At 34.4% G+C, this 18,711-nt stretch carries 21 protein-coding genes; 17 read left to right on the forward strand and 4 right to left on the reverse strand.

What is annotated here, in order from left to right; genetic code table 11:
- The first annotated feature begins 105 nt into the window (after nt 1-105).
- The 4 genes from spoIIP to ACUN28_RS14160 all read left to right on the forward strand — a co-directional run bounded on the left by spoIIP (nt 106) and on the right by ACUN28_RS14160 (nt 3,735).
- Nucleotides 106-1,236, forward strand: a complete 1,131-nt coding sequence (gene spoIIP, locus ACUN28_RS14145) for a stage II sporulation protein P (protein WP_016136754.1) — start codon at nt 106-108, stop codon at nt 1,234-1,236.
- A 116-nt stretch (nt 1,237-1,352) separates the two neighbouring features.
- Nucleotides 1,353-2,030: a copper homeostasis protein CutC gene (locus tag ACUN28_RS14150; protein WP_016087291.1), complete on the forward strand. Its 678-nt coding sequence runs from the start codon at nt 1,353-1,355 to the stop codon at nt 2,028-2,030.
- A gap of 166 nt (nt 2,031-2,196) precedes the next feature.
- Nucleotides 2,197-2,748: a signal peptidase I gene (lepB, locus tag ACUN28_RS14155; RefSeq protein WP_000662489.1), complete on the forward strand. Its 552-nt coding sequence runs from the start codon at nt 2,197-2,199 to the stop codon at nt 2,746-2,748.
- 153 nt (nt 2,749-2,901) lie between these two features.
- Nucleotides 2,902-3,735, forward strand: coding sequence for a DNA alkylation repair protein (locus ACUN28_RS14160; RefSeq protein ID WP_016136753.1), 834 nt, complete (start codon nt 2,902-2,904; stop codon nt 3,733-3,735).
- Nucleotides 3,736-3,931: 196 nt separating this feature from the next.
- Here ACUN28_RS14160 and ACUN28_RS14165 read toward each other — a convergent pair whose 3' ends face one another.
- The gene (locus tag ACUN28_RS14165) at nt 3,932-4,342 is read right to left on the reverse strand and encodes a hypothetical protein (RefSeq protein ID WP_000735607.1); all 411 of its coding nucleotides are present in this window, start codon (nt 4,340-4,342) and stop codon (nt 3,932-3,934) included.
- Nucleotides 4,343-4,592: 250 nt separating this feature from the next.
- On the opposite strand from ACUN28_RS14165, the gene ACUN28_RS14170 reads away from it, so the two are divergent.
- From ACUN28_RS14170 to ACUN28_RS14205, 8 genes are all read left to right on the forward strand, one after another.
- Nucleotides 4,593-5,345 carry an IclR family transcriptional regulator gene (locus tag ACUN28_RS14170; protein ID WP_016134848.1) on the forward strand — a complete coding sequence of 251 codons (753 nt, stop codon included), beginning with the start codon at nt 4,593-4,595 and terminating at the stop codon, nt 5,343-5,345.
- A 14-nt stretch (nt 5,346-5,359) separates the two neighbouring features.
- A complete protein-coding gene (gene pxpB / locus ACUN28_RS14175; protein WP_016134847.1) occupies nt 5,360-6,073 on the forward strand; it encodes a 5-oxoprolinase subunit PxpB in 714 nt (237 codons plus the stop codon).
- Entirely contained in the window at nt 6,064-7,053 is a 990-nt protein-coding gene (locus ACUN28_RS14180) for a 5-oxoprolinase subunit C family protein (RefSeq protein ID WP_016136752.1), read from the forward strand. The genes pxpB and ACUN28_RS14180 overlap by 10 nt, the downstream gene beginning before the upstream one ends.
- Nucleotides 7,054-7,070: 17 nt before the next feature.
- Nucleotides 7,071-7,832 carry a 5-oxoprolinase subunit PxpA gene (gene pxpA / locus ACUN28_RS14185; protein WP_016136751.1) on the forward strand — a complete coding sequence of 254 codons (762 nt, stop codon included), beginning with the start codon at nt 7,071-7,073 and terminating at the stop codon, nt 7,830-7,832.
- A gap of 21 nt (nt 7,833-7,853) precedes the next feature.
- On the forward strand, nt 7,854-8,549 hold the full coding sequence (locus ACUN28_RS14190; RefSeq protein WP_000593388.1) for a DUF969 domain-containing protein: 696 nt from the start codon (nt 7,854-7,856) through the stop codon (nt 8,547-8,549).
- A gap of 1 nt (nt 8,550) precedes the next feature.
- Nucleotides 8,551-9,513, forward strand: coding sequence for a DUF979 domain-containing protein (locus tag ACUN28_RS14195; protein WP_016087297.1), 963 nt, complete (start codon nt 8,551-8,553; stop codon nt 9,511-9,513).
- Nucleotides 9,514-9,529: 16 nt separating this feature from the next.
- Nucleotides 9,530-10,177, forward strand: coding sequence for a pyroglutamyl-peptidase I (pcp, locus tag ACUN28_RS14200; protein WP_016136750.1), 648 nt, complete (start codon nt 9,530-9,532; stop codon nt 10,175-10,177).
- A 75-nt stretch (nt 10,178-10,252) separates the two neighbouring features.
- The gene (locus ACUN28_RS14205) at nt 10,253-10,981 is read left to right on the forward strand and encodes an NAD-dependent protein deacylase (protein WP_016087299.1); all 729 of its coding nucleotides are present in this window, start codon (nt 10,253-10,255) and stop codon (nt 10,979-10,981) included.
- A 55-nt stretch (nt 10,982-11,036) separates the two neighbouring features.
- Here ACUN28_RS14205 and ACUN28_RS14210 read toward each other — a convergent pair whose 3' ends face one another.
- Nucleotides 11,037-11,618 carry a hypothetical protein gene (locus ACUN28_RS14210; RefSeq protein WP_016136749.1) on the reverse strand — a complete coding sequence of 194 codons (582 nt, stop codon included), beginning with the start codon at nt 11,616-11,618 and terminating at the stop codon, nt 11,037-11,039.
- Nucleotides 11,619-11,907: 289 nt separating this feature from the next.
- On the opposite strand from ACUN28_RS14210, the gene ACUN28_RS14215 reads away from it, so the two are divergent.
- Complete coding sequence (locus ACUN28_RS14215) at nt 11,908-14,061, forward strand: peptidoglycan D,D-transpeptidase FtsI family protein (protein ID WP_016136748.1); 2,154 nt, start codon at nt 11,908-11,910, stop codon at nt 14,059-14,061.
- A gap of 82 nt (nt 14,062-14,143) precedes the next feature.
- Complete coding sequence (gene lepB / locus ACUN28_RS14220) at nt 14,144-14,665, forward strand: signal peptidase I (protein ID WP_016087302.1); 522 nt, start codon at nt 14,144-14,146, stop codon at nt 14,663-14,665.
- Nucleotides 14,666-14,698: 33 nt separating this feature from the next.
- On the opposite strand, the gene ACUN28_RS14225 is transcribed toward lepB (ACUN28_RS14220), so the two are convergent.
- Nucleotides 14,699-15,331: a cephalosporin hydroxylase family protein gene (locus tag ACUN28_RS14225; RefSeq protein WP_033659717.1), complete on the reverse strand. Its 633-nt coding sequence runs from the start codon at nt 15,329-15,331 to the stop codon at nt 14,699-14,701.
- Between the two features lie 192 nt (nt 15,332-15,523).
- Between ACUN28_RS14225 and ACUN28_RS14230 the strand changes: the two genes are divergently transcribed.
- Together ACUN28_RS14230 and ACUN28_RS14235 are read left to right on the forward strand one after the other, a co-directional pair.
- Nucleotides 15,524-16,048, forward strand: coding sequence for an NUDIX hydrolase (locus ACUN28_RS14230; RefSeq protein ID WP_016136747.1), 525 nt, complete (start codon nt 15,524-15,526; stop codon nt 16,046-16,048).
- Between the two features lie 140 nt (nt 16,049-16,188).
- Nucleotides 16,189-16,374, forward strand: a complete 186-nt coding sequence (locus ACUN28_RS14235; RefSeq protein WP_016136746.1) for an antitoxin VbhA family protein — start codon at nt 16,189-16,191, stop codon at nt 16,372-16,374.
- A 90-nt stretch (nt 16,375-16,464) separates the two neighbouring features.
- Here ACUN28_RS14235 and ACUN28_RS14240 read toward each other — a convergent pair whose 3' ends face one another.
- Entirely contained in the window at nt 16,465-17,226 is a 762-nt protein-coding gene (locus tag ACUN28_RS14240; protein WP_016136745.1) for a class I SAM-dependent methyltransferase, read from the reverse strand.
- Nucleotides 17,227-17,693: 467 nt separating this feature from the next.
- Here ACUN28_RS14240 and ACUN28_RS14245 point away from each other — a divergent pair, with 467 nt between their 5' ends.
- Nucleotides 17,694-18,674, forward strand: a complete 981-nt coding sequence (locus ACUN28_RS14245; RefSeq protein WP_016087307.1) for a hypothetical protein — start codon at nt 17,694-17,696, stop codon at nt 18,672-18,674.
- Nucleotides 18,675-18,711 lie beyond the last annotated feature (37 nt).

Raw genomic sequence — 18,711 nt, forward strand, 5'->3', positions numbered from 1 at the left:
AAGAGGTTAACTGAAAAAATAGTAGTTGAGGCGATTCTATTAAATTATTAATCATATTACTTAAAAATTAAGCGTAAGAATATAGTAAATGAAGGGAGATATAAAATGAATAAAGTGAAACTGAAAGTATTTAATATAAAGTATGTAGTGATATGTATTTTATTCACGATTATATGTATCCTCACTTCATTCTTCATTTCTAGTAATTCAAACGTATTCAAATCGTATTATGTTAATCAATTATTAGGAAGTAATTCTACTAAAGGCCTTATGTATATGATAGGAAGTGAGAATCGATATTTTGCAGAAGAATTTCATAAAGAAAAAGGAAGAGCGTCTTTGGAATCTTTTTTACTTTCACTTTCTACAAATATTAATGTCAATGATCTCCGAAGTTTATTAACTCGAGAACTTCCAAATATGAATCAATTTTATTCGGAAATATTAATTGCTGGGGAAGGAACAGATTATACGAACATTCCTGAAGAATCCAGCATTCCTTTAGAGAATATTAAAGATAAAGGTTCTGCTATTGAACACCCAAAGAGTGAGAAAGAAAACAATTCAAATACACAAAATAACGGTGAAAATAAAGTTTTTATTTATCATACACATAGTTGGGAATCGTTTATTCCTCTTATTCCAGGTGCTACTATACCCGATGATGCTTCCAGTACAAATAATGAAGTGAATATTACGTTTGTTGGAAATTATTTAAAACAAAAGTTAGAAGAAAAAGGAATAGGTGTCTCACATGATACGACAAATATGAGGGATTTTCTGCGAAATAAAAATTTGAATTGGGCCCAATCTTACAAAGGATCCCGTCAAGTATTACAAGATAAATTAGCACAAGATAAAAATATTATGTTTCCAATGGATCTTCATAGAGATGATGCACGAAAAAATATCACAACAAAAAATATTAATGGAAAGAATTATGCTCGGCTTTATTTTATTTTAGGACGAGAGAATCCTAACTATGAAAAAAATAAAAAAATAGTAACGGCAATAAATTCATATTTAGATGAGAAGTATTACGGTTTAAGCCGGGGGATTTTTATTAAAGATCGTAAAAGCGGGAATGGAGTATACAATCAAGATCTTTCTCCAAATGCATTACTTATTGAAATGGGAGGCGTAGATAATACACCAGAAGAATTATATGCTTCCGTTGATGCATTAGTAGACGCATTTAGCCACTATTATAATGAAGTAACTAAGAAAAATAACTAAATATAATTGAAAAAATCTTTCTTTTCATTCTTCTTTTTATCGTTTTATTGGAGAATGCTATGCTTCTTATTTCACCTACTGTATAATAAGAAAAAAGCACGAAAAGAGGTTATCTCATGCTAGAGGTTATTGCAACATGTTTAGAAGATGTGAAACGAATTGAACGAGCTGGCGGGAAGCGAATTGAATTAATTTCATCTTATACAGAAGGCGGTTTAACGCCGAGTTATGCATTTATAAAAAAAGCGGTAGAAGCAGTACATATTCCAATTCACGTTATGATTCGTCCGCATGCGAAGTCTTTTACATATACGGAAGAAGAAATTGAAATGATGAAAGAAGATATTATAGTTGCGCAGGAATTAGGAGCAGCTGGTGTTGTATTAGGTGTACTAAACGAACAAAATGAAGTGGATGAAGAGAAACTAGCAGATTTATTGTCTGTTGTAGATGGAATAAATGTAACGTATCACCGTGCGATAGATGATATAGAAAATCCAGTGGAAGCGATGAAAACTTTAAAGAAATTTCATAAAGTGACTCACGTTTTAACTTCAGGTGGACAAGGAGATATAGTTGATAATATTCCGGTGCTTACAGAGATGCAAAAGGTAAGCGATGGTCAAATTCAACTTGTTGCTGGAGCTGGCGTGACGAAAGAAAATATAAAGCAATTGCTAGATGAAACTGGAATCACGCAAGCTCATGTCGGTACAGCGGTAAGAGAAGGGAAATCATGTTTTGCTGAAATTGATCTTAATATAGTACAAGAATTAGTTCGAATGATAAAGTGAAACTTTAATCAGTGGGGGCATCCCCCATTGATTATTAGTTGAACCAATCGGGCTTTTACGGGCAGTTGATCCCCACCTAGCTTCTTTGTTTTCGCTGAATTTTGAGGTGGGGTCTTACTGCCCGTTAATACGGGATAAAATAAACACGTAAGAAAGAGGAGAAACGATGAAGGAAAATACGAAGAAAGAATTATTCTCATGGGCTAAAACGATAGGATTTACCCTTGTATTAATCGCAATTATTCGTGGTGTTTTATTTACACCGTCATTAGTACAAGGCGAATCAATGATGCCCACTTTAGAAAATAACGAACGAGTTCTTGTGAATAAGATTGGTTATAGTATAAGTGGATTAGATCGCTTTGATATTATCGTCTTCCACGGAAAAGAAGGATACGATTTAGTAAAACGAGTAATTGGTTTACCAGGTGATACAGTTGAGTATAAAAATGATGTTTTATATGTAAACGGAAAAGCAATGGAAGAACCATATTTAAAAGAGTTTAAAGAAAAAGCAGCAGGCCGTGTATTAACTCCAGACTTTACGTTAGAACAAATCACAGGAAAAACGAAAGTGCCAGAAGGCCAAGTGTTTGTTTTAGGGGATAATCGTGAAGTTTCTAAAGACGGTCGTATGTTTGGATTTATTTCAGAAGATGAAATTGTCGGAAAAGGACAAGCTGTTTTCTGGCCGTTGAAACAAGTAAGAGCGTTATAAAGCAAGTATGGGAGAAATATTCTTCCGGCGGATTTAAATCACATTTTTTGTGAAACTGAATGTTCAGTTAAGAAAGACAGAGGTCATTTTGATTATTATTTTTCAAAATGGCCTCTGTTTATTTGAAGATAATATTGAAAGGAGGGAATTAAGATGACAACGAAAGAATCAAAAGTTATCTTAAACAGGAAAGGAGCCAGGAAAGTAAACGAAATTCCTAAAGAGGTCTTACAGTTACTACAGCAAGGGAAAATAGAAAGTGTTAATCTAACAGAATGGCTAGCTATAAATCATATTGAACTACTTAAAAATGTCTTACCTTCAATAGGACTCAAGAATAGTTTGGAATATATAGTAGGTGAATTGGAAAAACAGAACGTTGAAACAGGAATGAAAGTCATACGAATAACAGGCACTTTACTAGATGAAATTATAATCAAAGAGAATGAAGGAAACAAGGAAGACGTACTGTTAAAATTATCTAAGCATATTTCAGATAGTGTACGATGTTGGGCAGCGTTTATGAATAAAAAATCAAATAACACATTAAAAGATACATTAACGTATATTCGACCTTTTGCGGCGGATCATCATTTTGGTGTTCGAGAAATTGCTTGGATGTCAATTAGAGAAGATCTTTCACAAAATATAGAAGAAAGTGTGGAATTGTTAGTAGAATGGGCAAAAAGTGAAGATGAGAATATTCGCAGGTTCTCTGTAGAATCTATTCGTCCTCGAGGTGTATGGAGTAAACATATTGAAATATTAAAACAAGAACCAGAAAAAGCACTTCCCATTCTTAATTTACTTAAATCAGATCCATCAAAATATGTACAAGATTCGGTTGGAAACTGGTTAAATGATGCAAGTAAAACGAAACCGGATTGGGTAATGAACCTGTGTGAAGAATGGGAAAAGGATACTGACATAAAATCAACTAGTAGAATGATTAAAAAAGCTAAAAGAACGATTTTGAAAAATAAGTAATATGTAACTAATAGACTTGTTAGTTCTACGAAGGAACAATCAATCATGTTAAAAAAAGAATACTTTGAATAACTATGAGAAGAGCATGTATTGAACAATACATGCTCTTTATATTTTCTTTTATATCAGTGTTATTAATGAAAGGTGATCAAATTTTATTTCAAATCTAAACTTCCGTACTTTTTTATTGTAACTTTTATTCAAATAGTTTTGTAGCAACATGTACTTTGGAAAGTGAACCGTCTCTATTTCTAAAAATAATTTTATATTCACCGTCAGGAAGCCAATCACTCCAATTTATACTAAATTCACTTATCGCTTGTTCCCCTGGTTTTAAAGTTCCGTCAATCATCCAAGCACCTTTAGCGTTATATAAAGTATAACTAAAAGGAGAATCACCAGTATTTTGTACAAGAACGCTTAAGTTATCTCCATTAAAATAGTTGAAATTATAAGTGGTTGATCCGAAAAATGCAACGTCTTCGTTAGTTATGGCACGTTGTTCAATTTGAGAGTCTAGCTTAGTATCTTCGTTTGTAGCAAATGTCACATTATAACCTATACAAAAAGATAGCATAATAGCAGGAATCACTAGCAACTTTTTCAAAAGAAACACTCCTTATATTTCGTATTATGTATATGATAATTGAAAAATATTGAAATGTAATAGTTTAATGTGAAAATTTACAAATGTATATAATTATTTACGCTTATTTTAAATTACTGACAAAACATAAAGATTAAGTAATTGAAAAAAATATTGATAGAATTGAAAGAATATTTTATAATTTTAAATTATATGTTTGTTTCGAAAAACGGAATTCAAGTTCCGAAATTCGGAACAAGAGGGAGATAGAATGAGTATAAATAAAACGGCAGTTAAGACAATGGATATTTTGGAATTGTTTTATGAGCATGAAGAACTAAGTTTAACAGAGATGGTTCAGCTTACGAGTATGCCGAAAACATCTGTTTATCGTTTAATCGGCTCGTTAGAAGAAATGGAGTTTTTACAAAAAAACGAGAAGGGAAGATATCGTCTAGGAGTCGTTTTTTTACGATTTGGTCAACTTGTTTCACAAAGGTTATCAGTAAGAAATATTGCGATTCCATATATGAAAGAGCTTAGGGATAGTTTAGGGCAGGCAGTTAATTTAATTATTCAAGATGGTAATGACGCGATTTATGTGGAAAAGATGGAAGGAGTTCAGCCGGTACGTGTGTATACGGCGGTTGGAAGACGAGCTCCACTTTATGCCGGTGCTTGTCCAAGAATTTTACTATCGTATTTCTCTGAGGAAGAGAAACGAAAATACATAGAGGAAACGGATTTAAAGCAGTTTGCAGATGGAACAATCGTGGATAAGAAGCAATTGCTAGAAGTGTTACAAATGGCGAAAAAGGAAGGACATACCATTAGCTACTCTGAGTTAGAAAATCATACTGCGGCTATAGCAGCGCCTATTTTTGCAAGCGATGGAACGGTTGTAGCAGGTATTAGTATTTCGGGATTAGCAATTGAGTATAGCGAAAGTAATATTTCATATTTTATCGCGAAGGTGAAAGAAACAGCACATCGCATTTCGAAAGAACTCGGCTTTTTGGCATAGAAAGAGGGAGTAGGATGAAATTTTCTGCATTAGGGGATCAAGCAATTATTGTTACATTTGGTGAAGAAATGGGGATGGATGTATACGAAAAAGTGCAACGACTATTTCAAGCACTACAGCAACATCCGTTTACAGGAATGATTGAATGCGTTCCGTCGTTTACTTCCTTAGCGGTCTACTACAATGTATACGAAGTATGGAAGCGAAATGAGAGAAGTGAAGGGTTATATAATTACGTTTGCCAATATATAAAAGAGCTGTGTGATTCGTATAAAGAAGAATTGAACCGAGATGTGAAACAGATTTCTATACCAGTTTGTTACGGGGAAGAATATGGACCTGATTTAGAAGAGGTTGCACATTATCACGGTTTGCAAGTAGAAGATGTGATTCGAATACATAGTGAAACAACATATTTTGTGTATATGCTAGGTTTTACACCAGGGTTCCCGTATCTAGGAGGACTATCAAAAGAACTAGAAACACCTAGAAAAGAAACACCACGGCTGCAAATCTCTCCTGGTTCAGTAGGTATTGGCGGTAATCAAACAGGTATTTATCCGCTTGAAACACCAGGTGGATGGAATATTATTGGCCGAACACCAATCTCCTTATTTAATCCGGAAGAAGAAACACCAACTTATATTCAAAGCGGTATGTATTTACGATTTATTCCAATAACGAAAGAAGAGTACGTATCACTTGAGGGGGCTAAGGAATGGATGTAGAGGTTTTGCATGCAGGAATGTTTACAACAGTCCAAGATTTAGGGCGATCTCATTATCAACAATACGGCGTACCTGTTGGCGGGGCTATGGATCAAAGTGCACTTCGGATGATCAATATGTTAGTTGGTAATGAAGAGAATGAAGCGGGATTCGAAATGACGATTATGGGACCGAAAATGTTAATAAAGAAAACGACGTTACTTGCGATTGGTGGTGCGGATATGGAACCGCTACTAAATGGGGAGCGTATTCCATTATGGTGTCCTATTTTAGCGGAAGAAGGTAGCATGCTTTGCTTTGGAAAAGTGAAAAGCGGTTGCAGAACGTATGTGACTTTTGCAGGTGGTATACATATTGATCGTACAATGGGAAGCAAAAGTACTTACATACGTGCTGCGATTGGTGGTATTGAAGGAAGAATGCTGAAAAAAGGGGATTATTTTCAACTTGGTACGCACTCAGAAATGGCGAATCGTTTCATTCAAGACTTACAAAAGGATGAGCGAATGAAAACGAAATGGGCAATTAGCAGCAGCGTACGACCAAAGTATAAGAAACATCCTAAGCTTCGTGTCATCACTGATTTTGAATATGATCAATTTACAGAAGAAAGTATACAGGCATTTTTTACGAAAGAGTATAAAGTATCTAATTACGCTGACCGTATGGGCTATAGAGTTGAGGGAGAAGTTTTAAATAGGATGGAAGAAAAAGAGATTTTATCGAGTCCGGTTACATTTGGGACCATTCAAGTTCCAAACGGTGGACAGCCTATTATATTAATGGCAGATAGGCAAACGACAGGTGGCTATCCGAGAATGGGAAATATCATTTCAGTAGATTTACCTCTTCTTGCCCAGCTAAAACCGGGGGACTATGTTTCTTTTGAGAAAATTAAGCTTGAAGAAGCGGAACAATTGTACATAGAAAAAGAAATAAATATGAATCTATTAAAGAAATTCATCGCTTTACGAAGCTGAAATTAGGAGGAAACATTGTGACTACAATCGATTTAAACTGTGATTTAGGAGAAAGTTTTGGAGCTTATAAAATGGGGAATGATGATGAAATTCTTCCGTTCGTTTCCTCTATAAATATTGCTTGTGGTTTTCATGCGGGTGATCCAACTGTAATGAGAAAAACGGTTGAGAAAGCACTGCAGCATAATGTAGCAATAGGGGCACATCCTGGTTTTCCTGATTTAATTGGATTTGGGAGAAGGAACATGAACGTTTCAGCAAATGAAGTATACGATTATGTTTTATATCAAATTGGTGCATTAGACGCTTTTGTGAAAGCAGCTGGCGGGAAAATGCAGCATGTAAAACCGCACGGTGCTCTATATAATATGGCGGCGACTGATTCGGAAATTGCAGATGCGATTGCAAAGGCAATTTATCATATGAACCCCAATCTATTACTTTACGGATTAGCGAATAGCGAGGCGTTTATACAGGCCGCGGAAAAATACAATATAACTCTCGTACAAGAAGCTTTTGCTGATCGTACGTATCAGCAAGATGGGACGTTAACAAGTCGTACGGAAGAAAATGCACTCATAAAAAATGAAGAAGAAGCGATAAAGCAAGTGCTTGAAATGGTGAAAGAAGGCTATGTAAAAGCGGTGAACGGAGAGAAAGTAGTAGTTCAGGCGAAAACAATTTGTTTACATGGTGATGGAGAGAAAGCAGTGCAATTTGCGAAGAAAATATACGGAACATTCGAACTTAATGGTGTTTCTATTTGTGCACCAAAATAAAAAATAGGGGGAAGTGCTGGAATGATTAAATTAATCGGGATACTACTTGTTGCAGTTGGCTTTTTATTTAGATTAAATACACTGTTAGTCGTTATGGTTGCAGGTATTGTTACTGGTATGGTTTCAGGATTAAGTTTTTATGATGTGATCAGTATGTTCGGTAAATTTTTCATAGAAAATAGATATATGTCTATGCCGATTATACTAACTTTACCGGTAATCGGAATTTTAGAGCGTTACGGTTTAAAAGAAAGAGCAGAAGCACTTATAACGAAATCAAAAGGCGCAACAACTGGAAGAGTCTTAATGTCGTATTTTACGATAAGAGAATCATCAGCAGCACTTGGATTGAATATTGGTGGTCATGCACAAACAGTAAGACCGCTCGTTGCACCGATGGCAGAAGGAGCAGCACAAGGTAAATACGGTAAACTGCCTGAAAAATTAAGAGAGAAGATTAAAGCAAACGCAGCAGCTGCGGAAAATACAGCTTGGTTTTTCGGAGAAGATATATTTATCGCGACTGGTGCGATTTTATTAATGAAAGGATTCTTCGATTCAGTAGGTATGCATGTCGGTGTGTGGGATATGGCGCTTTGGGGTATTCCAACCGCAATATCAGCACTTATTGTAAGCTGGATCAGGTTTAGAAGATTTGATAAATATATAGCGAAAACGATGACATCAAAAGAAAAAGAAGAGAAGGAGGCAATATAAAATGAACATCATTACAATGGATACAATTTATTACGTATTAGGTATAATCGTTGCCTTTATCGCTGTTCGTATCGCATTCGATCGTGAACATCCAAATCGATTTGGTTCTAGCTTATTTTGGGCGTTATTTGCAGTTACGTTTTTATTCGGAAATGTAATCCCTTCGTTTTATGTTGGCTGTATCGTACTTGCTATGGTCATGTTAGCTTCACTAAATAAAGTAACAAAATCAGAAGAGAAAGAAGTTCCAGTACAAGAACGTGTAAAACATGCTGAGAAATTAAAGAATAAAATTTTTATGCCTGCACTATTAATACCAATTTTTACAATCATCGGTACGTTAACGTTAGGAAAAATCAAATGGGGGAATGTTTCGCTTGTTGATCCAGATAAAGTAACGCTAGTCGCATTAGCGCTTGGGGCATTACTTGCATTTGTTGCGGCAATGCGTATCACAAAATCGAAAATAACAACGCCTGTGCAAGAAGGAAGCAGACTACTACAAGCTGTCGGCTGGGCTGTGATTTTACCACAAATGTTAGCAGCACTTGGCGGTATTTTCGCGAAATCTGGCGTTGGGCAAGTCGTTTCTGATTTAGTCGGCCAAGTATTACCGACAGAGTATCCGTTCGTTGCTGTTATGGCGTATTGTTTAGGAATGATGCTCTTTACAGTCGTAATGGGAAATGCATTCGCAGCATTTGCCGTTATTACTGGCGGAATTGGCTTACCTTTAATTGTACAAATGCACGGAGGAAACCCAGCAATTATGGCAGCACTCGGGATGTTTGCTGGATATTGCGGAACGCTGCTTACACCAATGGCAGCAAACTTTAATATCGTTCCGGCGATGCTTTTAGAGCTAAAAGATAAAAATGCAGTTATTAAAGCGCAAGTACCAATTGCTCTTTCAATCTTTATTATCAATATGTTTATTATGTACGGACTTGTATATCGTTTCTAATTAGGAGGGTAAAACTATGAAAACAGTATTACTAACAGGATTTGATCCGTTCGGCGGAGAAAGCATCAATCCAGCTTGGGAAGTCGCAAAAAGTTTGCATGAAAAAACAATCGGAGAATACAAGATTATTAGTAAACAAGTACCAACTGTATTTCATAAATCAATACAAGTTTTAAAAGAATATATAGAAGAACTAACACCGGAAATAATTATATGTATCGGACAAGCTGGGGGCAGACCAGATATTACGGTAGAGCGTGTCGCAATTAATATTGATGATGCAAGAATTGCTGACAATGAAGGGAATGAGCCAGTAGATGTGCCGGTTATAGAAGAAGGACCGGCTGCTTATTGGTCTACACTTCCGATGAAAGCAATTGTAAAAAGACTTCACGAAGAAGGGATACCAGCTTCCGTTTCACAAACAGCAGGTACATTCGTTTGTAATCACTTATTCTATGGTCTTATGTATGAAATAGAGAAACATGATCAGAAAATAAAAGGTGGATTTATTCATATTCCGTTCTTACCAGAACAAGCGAGTAATTATCCAGGGCAACCGAGTATGTCACTTTCTACTATTAGTAAAGGGATAGAATTGGCGATTGAGGTAACGACGATAGTTGAGGTGGATATTGTGGAAGTTGGAGGTACGACGCATTAAGTAGAATGAATTGTACAACACCTCCTGTAAACAACTGGTATAATAAGAATAGGAAAATACATAGAGGTGATTGTTGTGCAGCAATTTGAAGAAGTACGTTCAATTTTAGAGCAAGCGAAGAAAATTACAGTGTTAACAGGTGCAGGAGCAAGTACGGAAAGTGGTATCCCAGATTTCCGTTCAGCAAATGGATTGTATGCTGATGCGAATGTCGAGATGTATTTATCAAGAGGATATTATAATAGAAGCCCGAAAGAATTTTGGAAGCATTATAAAGAAATCTTTCAAATTAATACGTTTCATCAATATAAACCAAATCGTGGCCATCGCTTTTTAGCTGAATTCGAAGAACAAGGGAAAGATATTACGATTTTAACGCAAAATATTGACGGTTTACATCAATTAGGCGGTAGTAAACATGTCATTGATTTACATGGAACACTTCAAACAGCACATTGTCCGAAGTGTAAAGCGGGATATGATTTACAGTATATGATTGATCATGAAGTGCCTCGTTGCGAGAAGTGTAATTTCATCTTAAATCCAGACGTCGTTTTATACGGAGATACATTACCGCAATATCAAAATGCAATAACACGTTTATATGAAACAGATGTACTTATCGTTATGGGAACGTCATTAAAAGTACAACCTGTCGCTTCATTCCCAGAAATTGCAAAGAGGGAAATAGGGGCAACAACGATCTTAGTAAATGAAGAGTTAACTGGGCAAGAATATAACTTTGATTTTGTTTTTCAAAATAAGATTGGTGAGTTTGTTGAAGGATTGTCTTCGATTAAATAAGTTATCGAAAAAACTGAGGTATCCACCTCAGTTTTTTATTTGAGTAATCGCTGTATTAAACAACATGAAAACATTTCGATAATGTAGTAATTACATCTTTATAACCCATAAAAAATGTTTTGGTTGGCAAAATAGCAGAATAGGAAGAAATGTTTTCTTTAGCGAGTACACAGTCGTCATAAAGTAAGCTAATATGTAGCTGTTGTAAAGGTTCTATTTGGTTTTGATTTAGGTATAAAACTAAGTCATTATAAAGTTGCTCACTATAATCACTTACAGAATGTTCTAATGAAAGCTGACCTGCTATGCTAGTCCACCATACTTTAAAACTACATATTAACTCTTTAAAGGATTCTTCATTACATAAATGAGTGTCAAAAAACTTCTCATAAAAGATATGATTTTCTTCATAGAAAATTTGTAAATCATATTTGTCGTTAGCAATTTGTTTGCGAAGTGTATGCCATAATTCTTTGAAATTCGCTTCAAAGTCAGTAGAGAAGTTTAATTGTCTTGCTATGTAAGGAAATCTCAAATTTTCTTTTTTCTCTTTTTGGTTGAGATACATATTTTGAATGTAAATCATAAAATTTAAACAATGTGACGTATTAGTATGTATTGTAAATGCATCTGTCATTTCGTTTTCTCCTTAGTAATGTCTTTTATTGATTTATTTCTTAAGTATACAAAGAAATGAAAACGAGGGGTATAAAAAACCAATTATTACGATATTTCTTTCAGAATAAAATTCATGTTATGACGTATTAAGGGGAATGGTAATAAATAGGATGTAAAATTAAAATACTGAAAATTAAATCTTTTATTTCTTTTATAATTAATATAAAATTCTATATATATCATATAAATAAATTTGATACATAATGGTTCTGTGTAGAAATGTTAATAGAATGAAGCGAGGGAGCGAAATGAGACAGAAAAAGGAGCAGAAGAAACAATCGAAAAAGAAAAAGACTCATATTCCTTTTCGGTTAAATGTACTATTTTTTATCGTCTTTCTTTTATTTTCAGCTATTATAATTCAATTAGGTAAAGTACAAATCATTGATGGCGAAACGTATAGAAATGAAGTGAACAAAAAGGAAGATGTAACGGTAAGCACGCCTGTTCCTAGAGGAAAAATGTTTGATCGGCAAGGTCAAGTGATTGTAAATAACAAACCGCTACGAACCGTTACATATACGAAAATGAAAGGAGTAGATTCGAAAGAAGTTTTACAAGTCGCAAGACATTTAGCGCAGCTAATTGAAATGTCACCAGAAGATATAGGTAAGTTAACAGAAACAGATAAAAAAGATTTTTGGATGCAGTTAAATGAAAAGCGTGCCGCAGCAAAAGTAACGAAAGAAGATGAGAGTACATTTAGGAAGCAAGAGATAGAAGGGAAAGAATTAGATGGAAAAGTAGAAGAGTTGCGCCGAGAAAGAATTACACAAGAAGAATTAAGTGAACTTTCAAAAGAGGATCTAGAAGTACTAGCAATTAAAAGTAAGATGAATGCGGGATATAAAATGACGCCGCAAATTGTTAAAAAGGATGTAAGTCAAAATGAATATGCAGTCGTAAGTGAAAGATTGGCAAGTTTGCCAGGAGTGGATACGACAGTGGATTGGGAACGTGAATACCCAAATGATAAAATACTTCGTTCTATTCTTGGTAGCGTTTCTACTGAAAATGAGGGGTTGCCAAGAGAACAATTAGATTATTATTTAGTACGTGATTATAACCGAAATGACCGTATTGGTAAGAGTTACATCGAGAAACAATACGAAGATGCATTACATGGAACGAAAGAACAGACTAAAAATATTACGGATAAAGCAGGAAATATTATTCGGACGGAAAAAGTGACCGAAGGAAAAAGTGGAAATAATTTAATGTTAACAGTAGATATGGAGTTACAGAAAAAAGTAGAAGAAAGTCTTGAAAAGAATTTACGAGCATTTCATTCTGCAGAGCCGATGATGGATCGTGCGTTCGTAGTAATGATGAACCCGAAAAACGGCCAAATTTTATCAATGGCAGGAAAGAAAATTGTAAATAAAGATGGTGGGATGCAAATAGAAGATTTTGCTTTAGGAACGATGACAAGTTCTTATGAGTTAGGCTCAACTGTGAAAGGGGCTACATTATTAGCCGGATATCAAACGGACACAATTAAGCCGTATACGCATTTCTTTGATGCACCAATGTATTTTAAAGGAAGTACGAAGCCGAAGAAATCGTGGAAAGAATTTGGTGATATTGATGATTTAAGAGCTTTACAAGTATCATCAAACGTTTATATGTTTAATACAGCATTAAAAATGGCTGGTATAAATTATGTACCAAACAATCCGTTAGACATTAAACAAGAGACATTTAATAAAATGCGCTACTATTTTAGACAGTTCGGGTTAGGTGTACCAACGGGTATTGACTTGCCGAATGAATCGATTGGTCAAATGGGTAGAACTGATAACATACCAGGTTTTTTACTTGATTATGCGATTGGACAGTACGATACATATACGCCGCTTCAACTTGCTCAATATATTTCAACGATTGCAAATGGTGGTTACCGAATGAAACCACAAATTGTACAAGAAGTGAGAGAGCAACCACATAGACCAGAGGATGTTGGAAAAGTTGTCCGGTCTATTGAACCAGTTATTTTAAATCGAGTGGATATGGACACTTCATACATTAATCATGTAAAAGAAGGATTTAGAAGAGTTTTTCAAGAAACTGACGGAACAGGTACTGCAACGTTTAAAGGATTACCGTATAAACCAGCTGGAAAAACAGGGACAGCTGAGACTGTATATGGTGGAGAAAGTGATATTGGAAGAGATGAAAACTATAACCGAAAAAAATGTTATAATTTAACTCTTGCCGGTTATGCACCATATGATGCTGATCCGGAAGTAGCTTTTTCAGTTGTTGTACCATGGGTGAATGATGACAAATCAGGAATTAATTCCGCGATTGGTAAAGAGATTTTGGATGCGTATTTTGAATTGAAAACGAAAAGAGCGGGTGGAAATCCAGTCCCAGTAGAGCAGCCGAACAAGGCCCAGTAAAAATAGTATCACTGCATGGAGACATATTGTGCAGTGATATATTTTTTGAGTTAAAAAGCGTTTAAATAAGGTGGGAATGGATATGAAAGAGGAGATTAAAAGAGGCTGGGGAAAATACATACTCTTCGTGTTTGTTTTGGTAGTAGCCTATCATTCTTTTACTTTATGTAAAGTGGAAGGGAAATCAATGCAACCGACTTTATATGAAGAAGACTACGTATTTGTAAATAAAGCAGCAGTACATTTTTCTAACTTAGAGCACGGAGAAATTGTCATTATAAAGGAAGAAGATGAGTCGAAATATTATGTAAAACGAGTAATAGGACTTCCTGGTGACGTAATTAACATAACGAATGGAACAGTATATGTGAATGATAAAAAGCAAGAAGAACCGTATACAAATAAAGATTTATTCAATAATACGCAAGTGTTTTATAACTTTCAAAAGACAAAAATCCCGCCAAATAAGTTATTTGTAATGGGAGATAATCGTGAACTTAGTAGAGATAGTCGAAATGGTTTAGGATATATTGAAGAAGATAATATAATAGGCAAAGTGGAATTTGTATATTATCCTTTTTCAAAAATGAAGATCATAGAATAAGTGGGGTAATACAAAACCCCACTTATTAAAGTTTCACTTTATCTTCTTTAAAAAACCTTTAGGGTTAAATGAAATGAAAAACTTATGCTTGGATTCATCGATTATGAAATTATTATTTTTAGCTAAAAACTCTTCAACAGCTTCCATTGGGCCAGGCCCCCAATCGGGAGAAACAGGATTTCCATTAATAGATGTATCCTCTACAATAATATAACTGCCAGTAGTAACGATAGATTTATAAAGTAAAAGTTCTTTTGCTACATGCTCTTTACTATGATCTGAATCTAAAATAACTAAAATCACATCATCAGGTTTACGCATACTTAATATTTTTTGCACAGCGGTTACTGAAACAGAAGAAGCTGTTAAATACGTAATACGATCATGGGATGGACGATTTGGTTGTGGAAATACATCGATAGTCAGAACGTGTCCTTTTCCAATTAAATCTAATATAGAAGCTAAATACAGTGCACTACCACCGTAAAAGGTCCCACATTCAATAATTAAATCAGGTTTTAATTCGTAAATGATTTCTTGATATAAAAAGAGGTCAGAGGGAAGTTTGGAAATGGGAACCCCGAGCCAATGTGTATCATATAACCAGACTCGACTATCGTAATATTGTTTTAAAAATTCGCTACTTAAGTTATCCATCTTGAACACTCCTTTCTGAAACGAAAGTTGTACAATATAATATGTAAAACATAATTATAAGGAGAATGTTTTTGAATAAAAATGAGCAAAACACCTCATTAAAAACCAATTGTGTGTATAATGAAAAATCTTTGTACAGCAAATTTAATCAAAATGCAGTGTAAATCTGTAGATGAGGAGGAAAGGAAATGAAATGATCGTATGTATAAGTACACAATTTGCTTCATTAGAAAAGGAAATGAAATACTCTTATTGAATAGAAATAAAAAGCCGAATATGGGAATGTGGAATGGTGTTGGAGGAAAAATAGAAGCTAATGAAACGCCATACGAAGGAATCATTAGAGAAACGTTTGAGGAAACGGGAATAGAGCTTCCAAGTGTAACGTATAAGGGGAATGTTATTTTTAAAGATAAAGACGAGTCTTGGCATAGTGAGGGAATGTATGTATTCCTTGCTGATTTGCCAGATGGAGTACATATGAATACACCGTTAAGTACGGCGGAAGGATTATTAGAATGGAAAGAAATTGATTGGATATTAGATGGTGATAATAGAGGTGTAGTTAGCAATTTACAAAGATACTTACCAGTAGTATTAACAGAAGAAAATCAGTTAGAGCATATATTCACATATGACAACCGGAATATTATTAATTATACAACTGTATTTTTGACAGAAGATGATGCGAACAAAAGGTATGAAAAACAACTCGTTTCTCAATAGGAAAAATATGAAAACAATCACTCTTATAATCTAGTAGATAATATTGTAATAGAGCAATCGGCTAGATAAGAATTGGGATGATATTACTTTTCTTATATTAACAGAGTAAATAAAATGATTTGAAGGGGGGAACTCAAATTATGGCATTCAAAAACGAGGACGAACAAAATAAAGCTTTCGAGGCAACTAAAGCAAGTTTAGCAATAGAAGGCATGACCGTTACAAAAGAAATGGAAAAAGTTATAAAAGAAAAGTTAGCCGGAAAGATAACGCACGAGCAACTTATTACATTAGCTGATGCGATTGCGAGACGTGAACGTACTTAACAATCTAGAAGCCACCACAAAATTTTGTTAAATAAACGAGAAAAAAGAGATGGCAGAACCCTCTCTTTTTCATTTTCGTATACTCCATGATTAGCCACGAATCGCTTTAATAATAAAACGATGTTGCTTCACATCAAAATAACCTTTTTGTAAGATGATTTCATGTATACGATATAATTCTTCAAAATAACCTTCGACAGTAAAATCAGGAATTTGCCAAGGAATCGCTTTTAAATAATAGACGATAGCGCCAATATCATAAAAACGTTGAAAAGGAAATTCTTCTTTTGCTTCTAAAATAGTAAATCCATTTTCATTTAGTTCATTACATGCAGTTTCCAGAGACCAACTTGCAAATTCGCTATTTAGATGTATACCAAACTGCTCATTAAGTTCCGCACAATCGAGACCACCAACTTGTTGTGTAAGAAATATTCCATTAGGAGAAAGGATTCTTTTTACCTCAAAGGCAGCATATGATTCATGTTGATTCACAATGAAATCAAACTGACCATCTTGAAATGGTAAAGCAGTATCCTCAGTTACCTCTACAACAGTAACCCCTAAAGGCTCTAATTTCTTTCGAGCAATTGGCACGTTTGGAGCGTAACCCTCAGTCGCATAAATAGTTGACGGGAACGGTTGTAACATAGACAAAAACTCTCCGCCGCCAGTCCCCATATCAAGCATTGATTTTGCACGCTGCATAAGCTGGAAAGCAGTGCTGCCGTACGACCACGATAAAGGTTCGCTATTCATTCGACCAGTTTCTGAAATGAAAGAAAAATCCCAGCCGCTAAAATGTGTATTTGCACTTTCTAATAAAGTTAAAAATAATGGATCACGTTTCATAATTTTGTCCTCCTATTTTTTAACAAATGATATGATGAGAAAAGAAAAAGGGAGGACCTCTTATTAAAGTGAAGCGGTTTTACGTTTCGTGTTCGAATAGATTCATATAAATTTGCTCCTTGTGAGAATAGTTATTTATATATTCGGGATAATCGAGTGGAAATCCTTTGAATTTATTAGGGAAGGTGAGCGTACGATCAAATTTTGGATAGGGTATACAGTAAATCTACATTGTGCCAAGATATTTCACATTTCTATTACATAACAATAAAGTCGTACTGTTTATAAAAAAGTGGCACCGTTTTATCCCTTTGGATGTACTTATCTATGGGGATATTTTTATTAATAAAAGAAATAGATATATATACTGAATATAAAAACGTTTTAATTCTTTGAAAACATTCGATAATTTAGTATTGTTTATATATGGAATGTTTTATTTGTACGAAAAGAGGGTAATGGGCTAGATGAAAAAAATGAAAAATGTAATGTTGCTAGTGTTGTGTTTCTTATGTTTAAGTGGTTGTAATTATGAAGATGAAGATCAGGTGAAAAAATATGTGAAAAAAAAGCACGGAATTGATGTGATTGTAACACATTGGGGTGCTATACATGAAGGGAATATGGGACATACATATCATACTGTTCAAGCAAAAAACAATAAAAATATTCAATTTAGAGTAGAGGTAGATGGTTTCTTATATTCAAGAATAAAAGGGGATGAATATCAATACGGAAAAAAAACATATGAGGAATATAAGAAATTTAAGCCAATGCTAGAGGAAATGAAAAAATTAGGTTACGTAGAACCTGAAAATAAAAATGTTTTTCAATATATAGTGGATGATGATATAGAGGAGAAACCAACTGATGAGTTATTATTAACTTTAAAAACGAGTGACAAGATTGATTACAGTCAATTTGAATCAAAAGAATTAGATCGTTTATATGCTCTAATCCAATTCATTCAGAAGAGTAATAAAAAGATAACAAAACTTGAAATTGAGGATTATAATGGTGAATCTATAGGCCTCCCTTTTCATAATGTGCAAAAAGCTATAACGAAAGAAGAACTGCTTTTAACAATGAAAAACACCGTAAGTGGTTATTGGACATATTTGATTCAAACTGAAACAAAAGTAGGCCAAAGGTTAAATGAAATTCAAAATGATCGTTTTGTAATTGAAGATATTACTTGTTCACACCCGAAAGACGGCAATTGTCTAGAGTATGAATTGACTTTAGTTTTCAATGACAGTGAGATAAAATATAGAAATGATTCCTATGTAATAGAGGATTTGAGAAAGGTAGTCACTATTCTTAAAGAAGAACTATATAATAAGGAATTTAACATATTTTTAAGGAACAAGGATGGAACAAGTTATTCACTCTGGCTATCATCAGAAAAAATCAAGAAAAGTAATAACATAGAAGAGTTAGTAAAATAAAGGTATAAAGAAGAATTTTAAAGCACTTTTTACGTTT

Source organism: Bacillus sp. WC2507 (genome assembly GCF_052656125.1).

Bases quoted from the DNA above. Each gene is read 5' to 3' on its own strand.
- spoIIP (WP_016136754.1), top strand. From the start codon at position 106: ATGAATAAAGTGAAACTGAAAGTATTTAATATAAAGTATGTAGTGATA.
- ACUN28_RS14150 (WP_016087291.1), top strand. From the start codon at position 1,353: ATGCTAGAGGTTATTGCAACATGTTTAGAAGATGTGAAACGAATTGAA.
- lepB (WP_000662489.1), top strand. From the start codon at position 2,197: ATGAAGGAAAATACGAAGAAAGAATTATTCTCATGGGCTAAAACGATA.
- ACUN28_RS14160 (WP_016136753.1), top strand. From the start codon at position 2,902: ATGACAACGAAAGAATCAAAAGTTATCTTAAACAGGAAAGGAGCCAGG.
- ACUN28_RS14170 (WP_016134848.1), top strand. From the start codon at position 4,593: ATGAGTATAAATAAAACGGCAGTTAAGACAATGGATATTTTGGAATTG.
- pxpB (WP_016134847.1), top strand. From the start codon at position 5,360: ATGAAATTTTCTGCATTAGGGGATCAAGCAATTATTGTTACATTTGGT.
- ACUN28_RS14180 (WP_016136752.1), top strand. From the start codon at position 6,064: ATGGATGTAGAGGTTTTGCATGCAGGAATGTTTACAACAGTCCAAGAT.
- ACUN28_RS14190 (WP_000593388.1), top strand. From the start codon at position 7,854: ATGATTAAATTAATCGGGATACTACTTGTTGCAGTTGGCTTTTTATTT.
- ACUN28_RS14195 (WP_016087297.1), top strand. From the start codon at position 8,551: ATGAACATCATTACAATGGATACAATTTATTACGTATTAGGTATAATC.
- pcp (WP_016136750.1), top strand. From the start codon at position 9,530: ATGAAAACAGTATTACTAACAGGATTTGATCCGTTCGGCGGAGAAAGC.
- ACUN28_RS14210 (WP_016136749.1), bottom strand. From the start codon at position 11,618: ATGACAGATGCATTTACAATACATACTAATACGTCACATTGTTTAAAT.
- ACUN28_RS14215 (WP_016136748.1), top strand. From the start codon at position 11,908: ATGAGACAGAAAAAGGAGCAGAAGAAACAATCGAAAAAGAAAAAGACT.
- lepB (WP_016087302.1), top strand. From the start codon at position 14,144: ATGAAAGAGGAGATTAAAAGAGGCTGGGGAAAATACATACTCTTCGTG.
- ACUN28_RS14230 (WP_016136747.1), top strand. From the start codon at position 15,524: ATGTATAAGTACACAATTTGCTTCATTAGAAAAGGAAATGAAATACTC.
- ACUN28_RS14235 (WP_016136746.1), top strand. From the start codon at position 16,189: ATGGCATTCAAAAACGAGGACGAACAAAATAAAGCTTTCGAGGCAACT.
- ACUN28_RS14240 (WP_016136745.1), bottom strand. From the start codon at position 17,226: ATGAAACGTGATCCATTATTTTTAACTTTATTAGAAAGTGCAAATACA.
- ACUN28_RS14245 (WP_016087307.1), top strand. From the start codon at position 17,694: ATGAAAAAAATGAAAAATGTAATGTTGCTAGTGTTGTGTTTCTTATGT.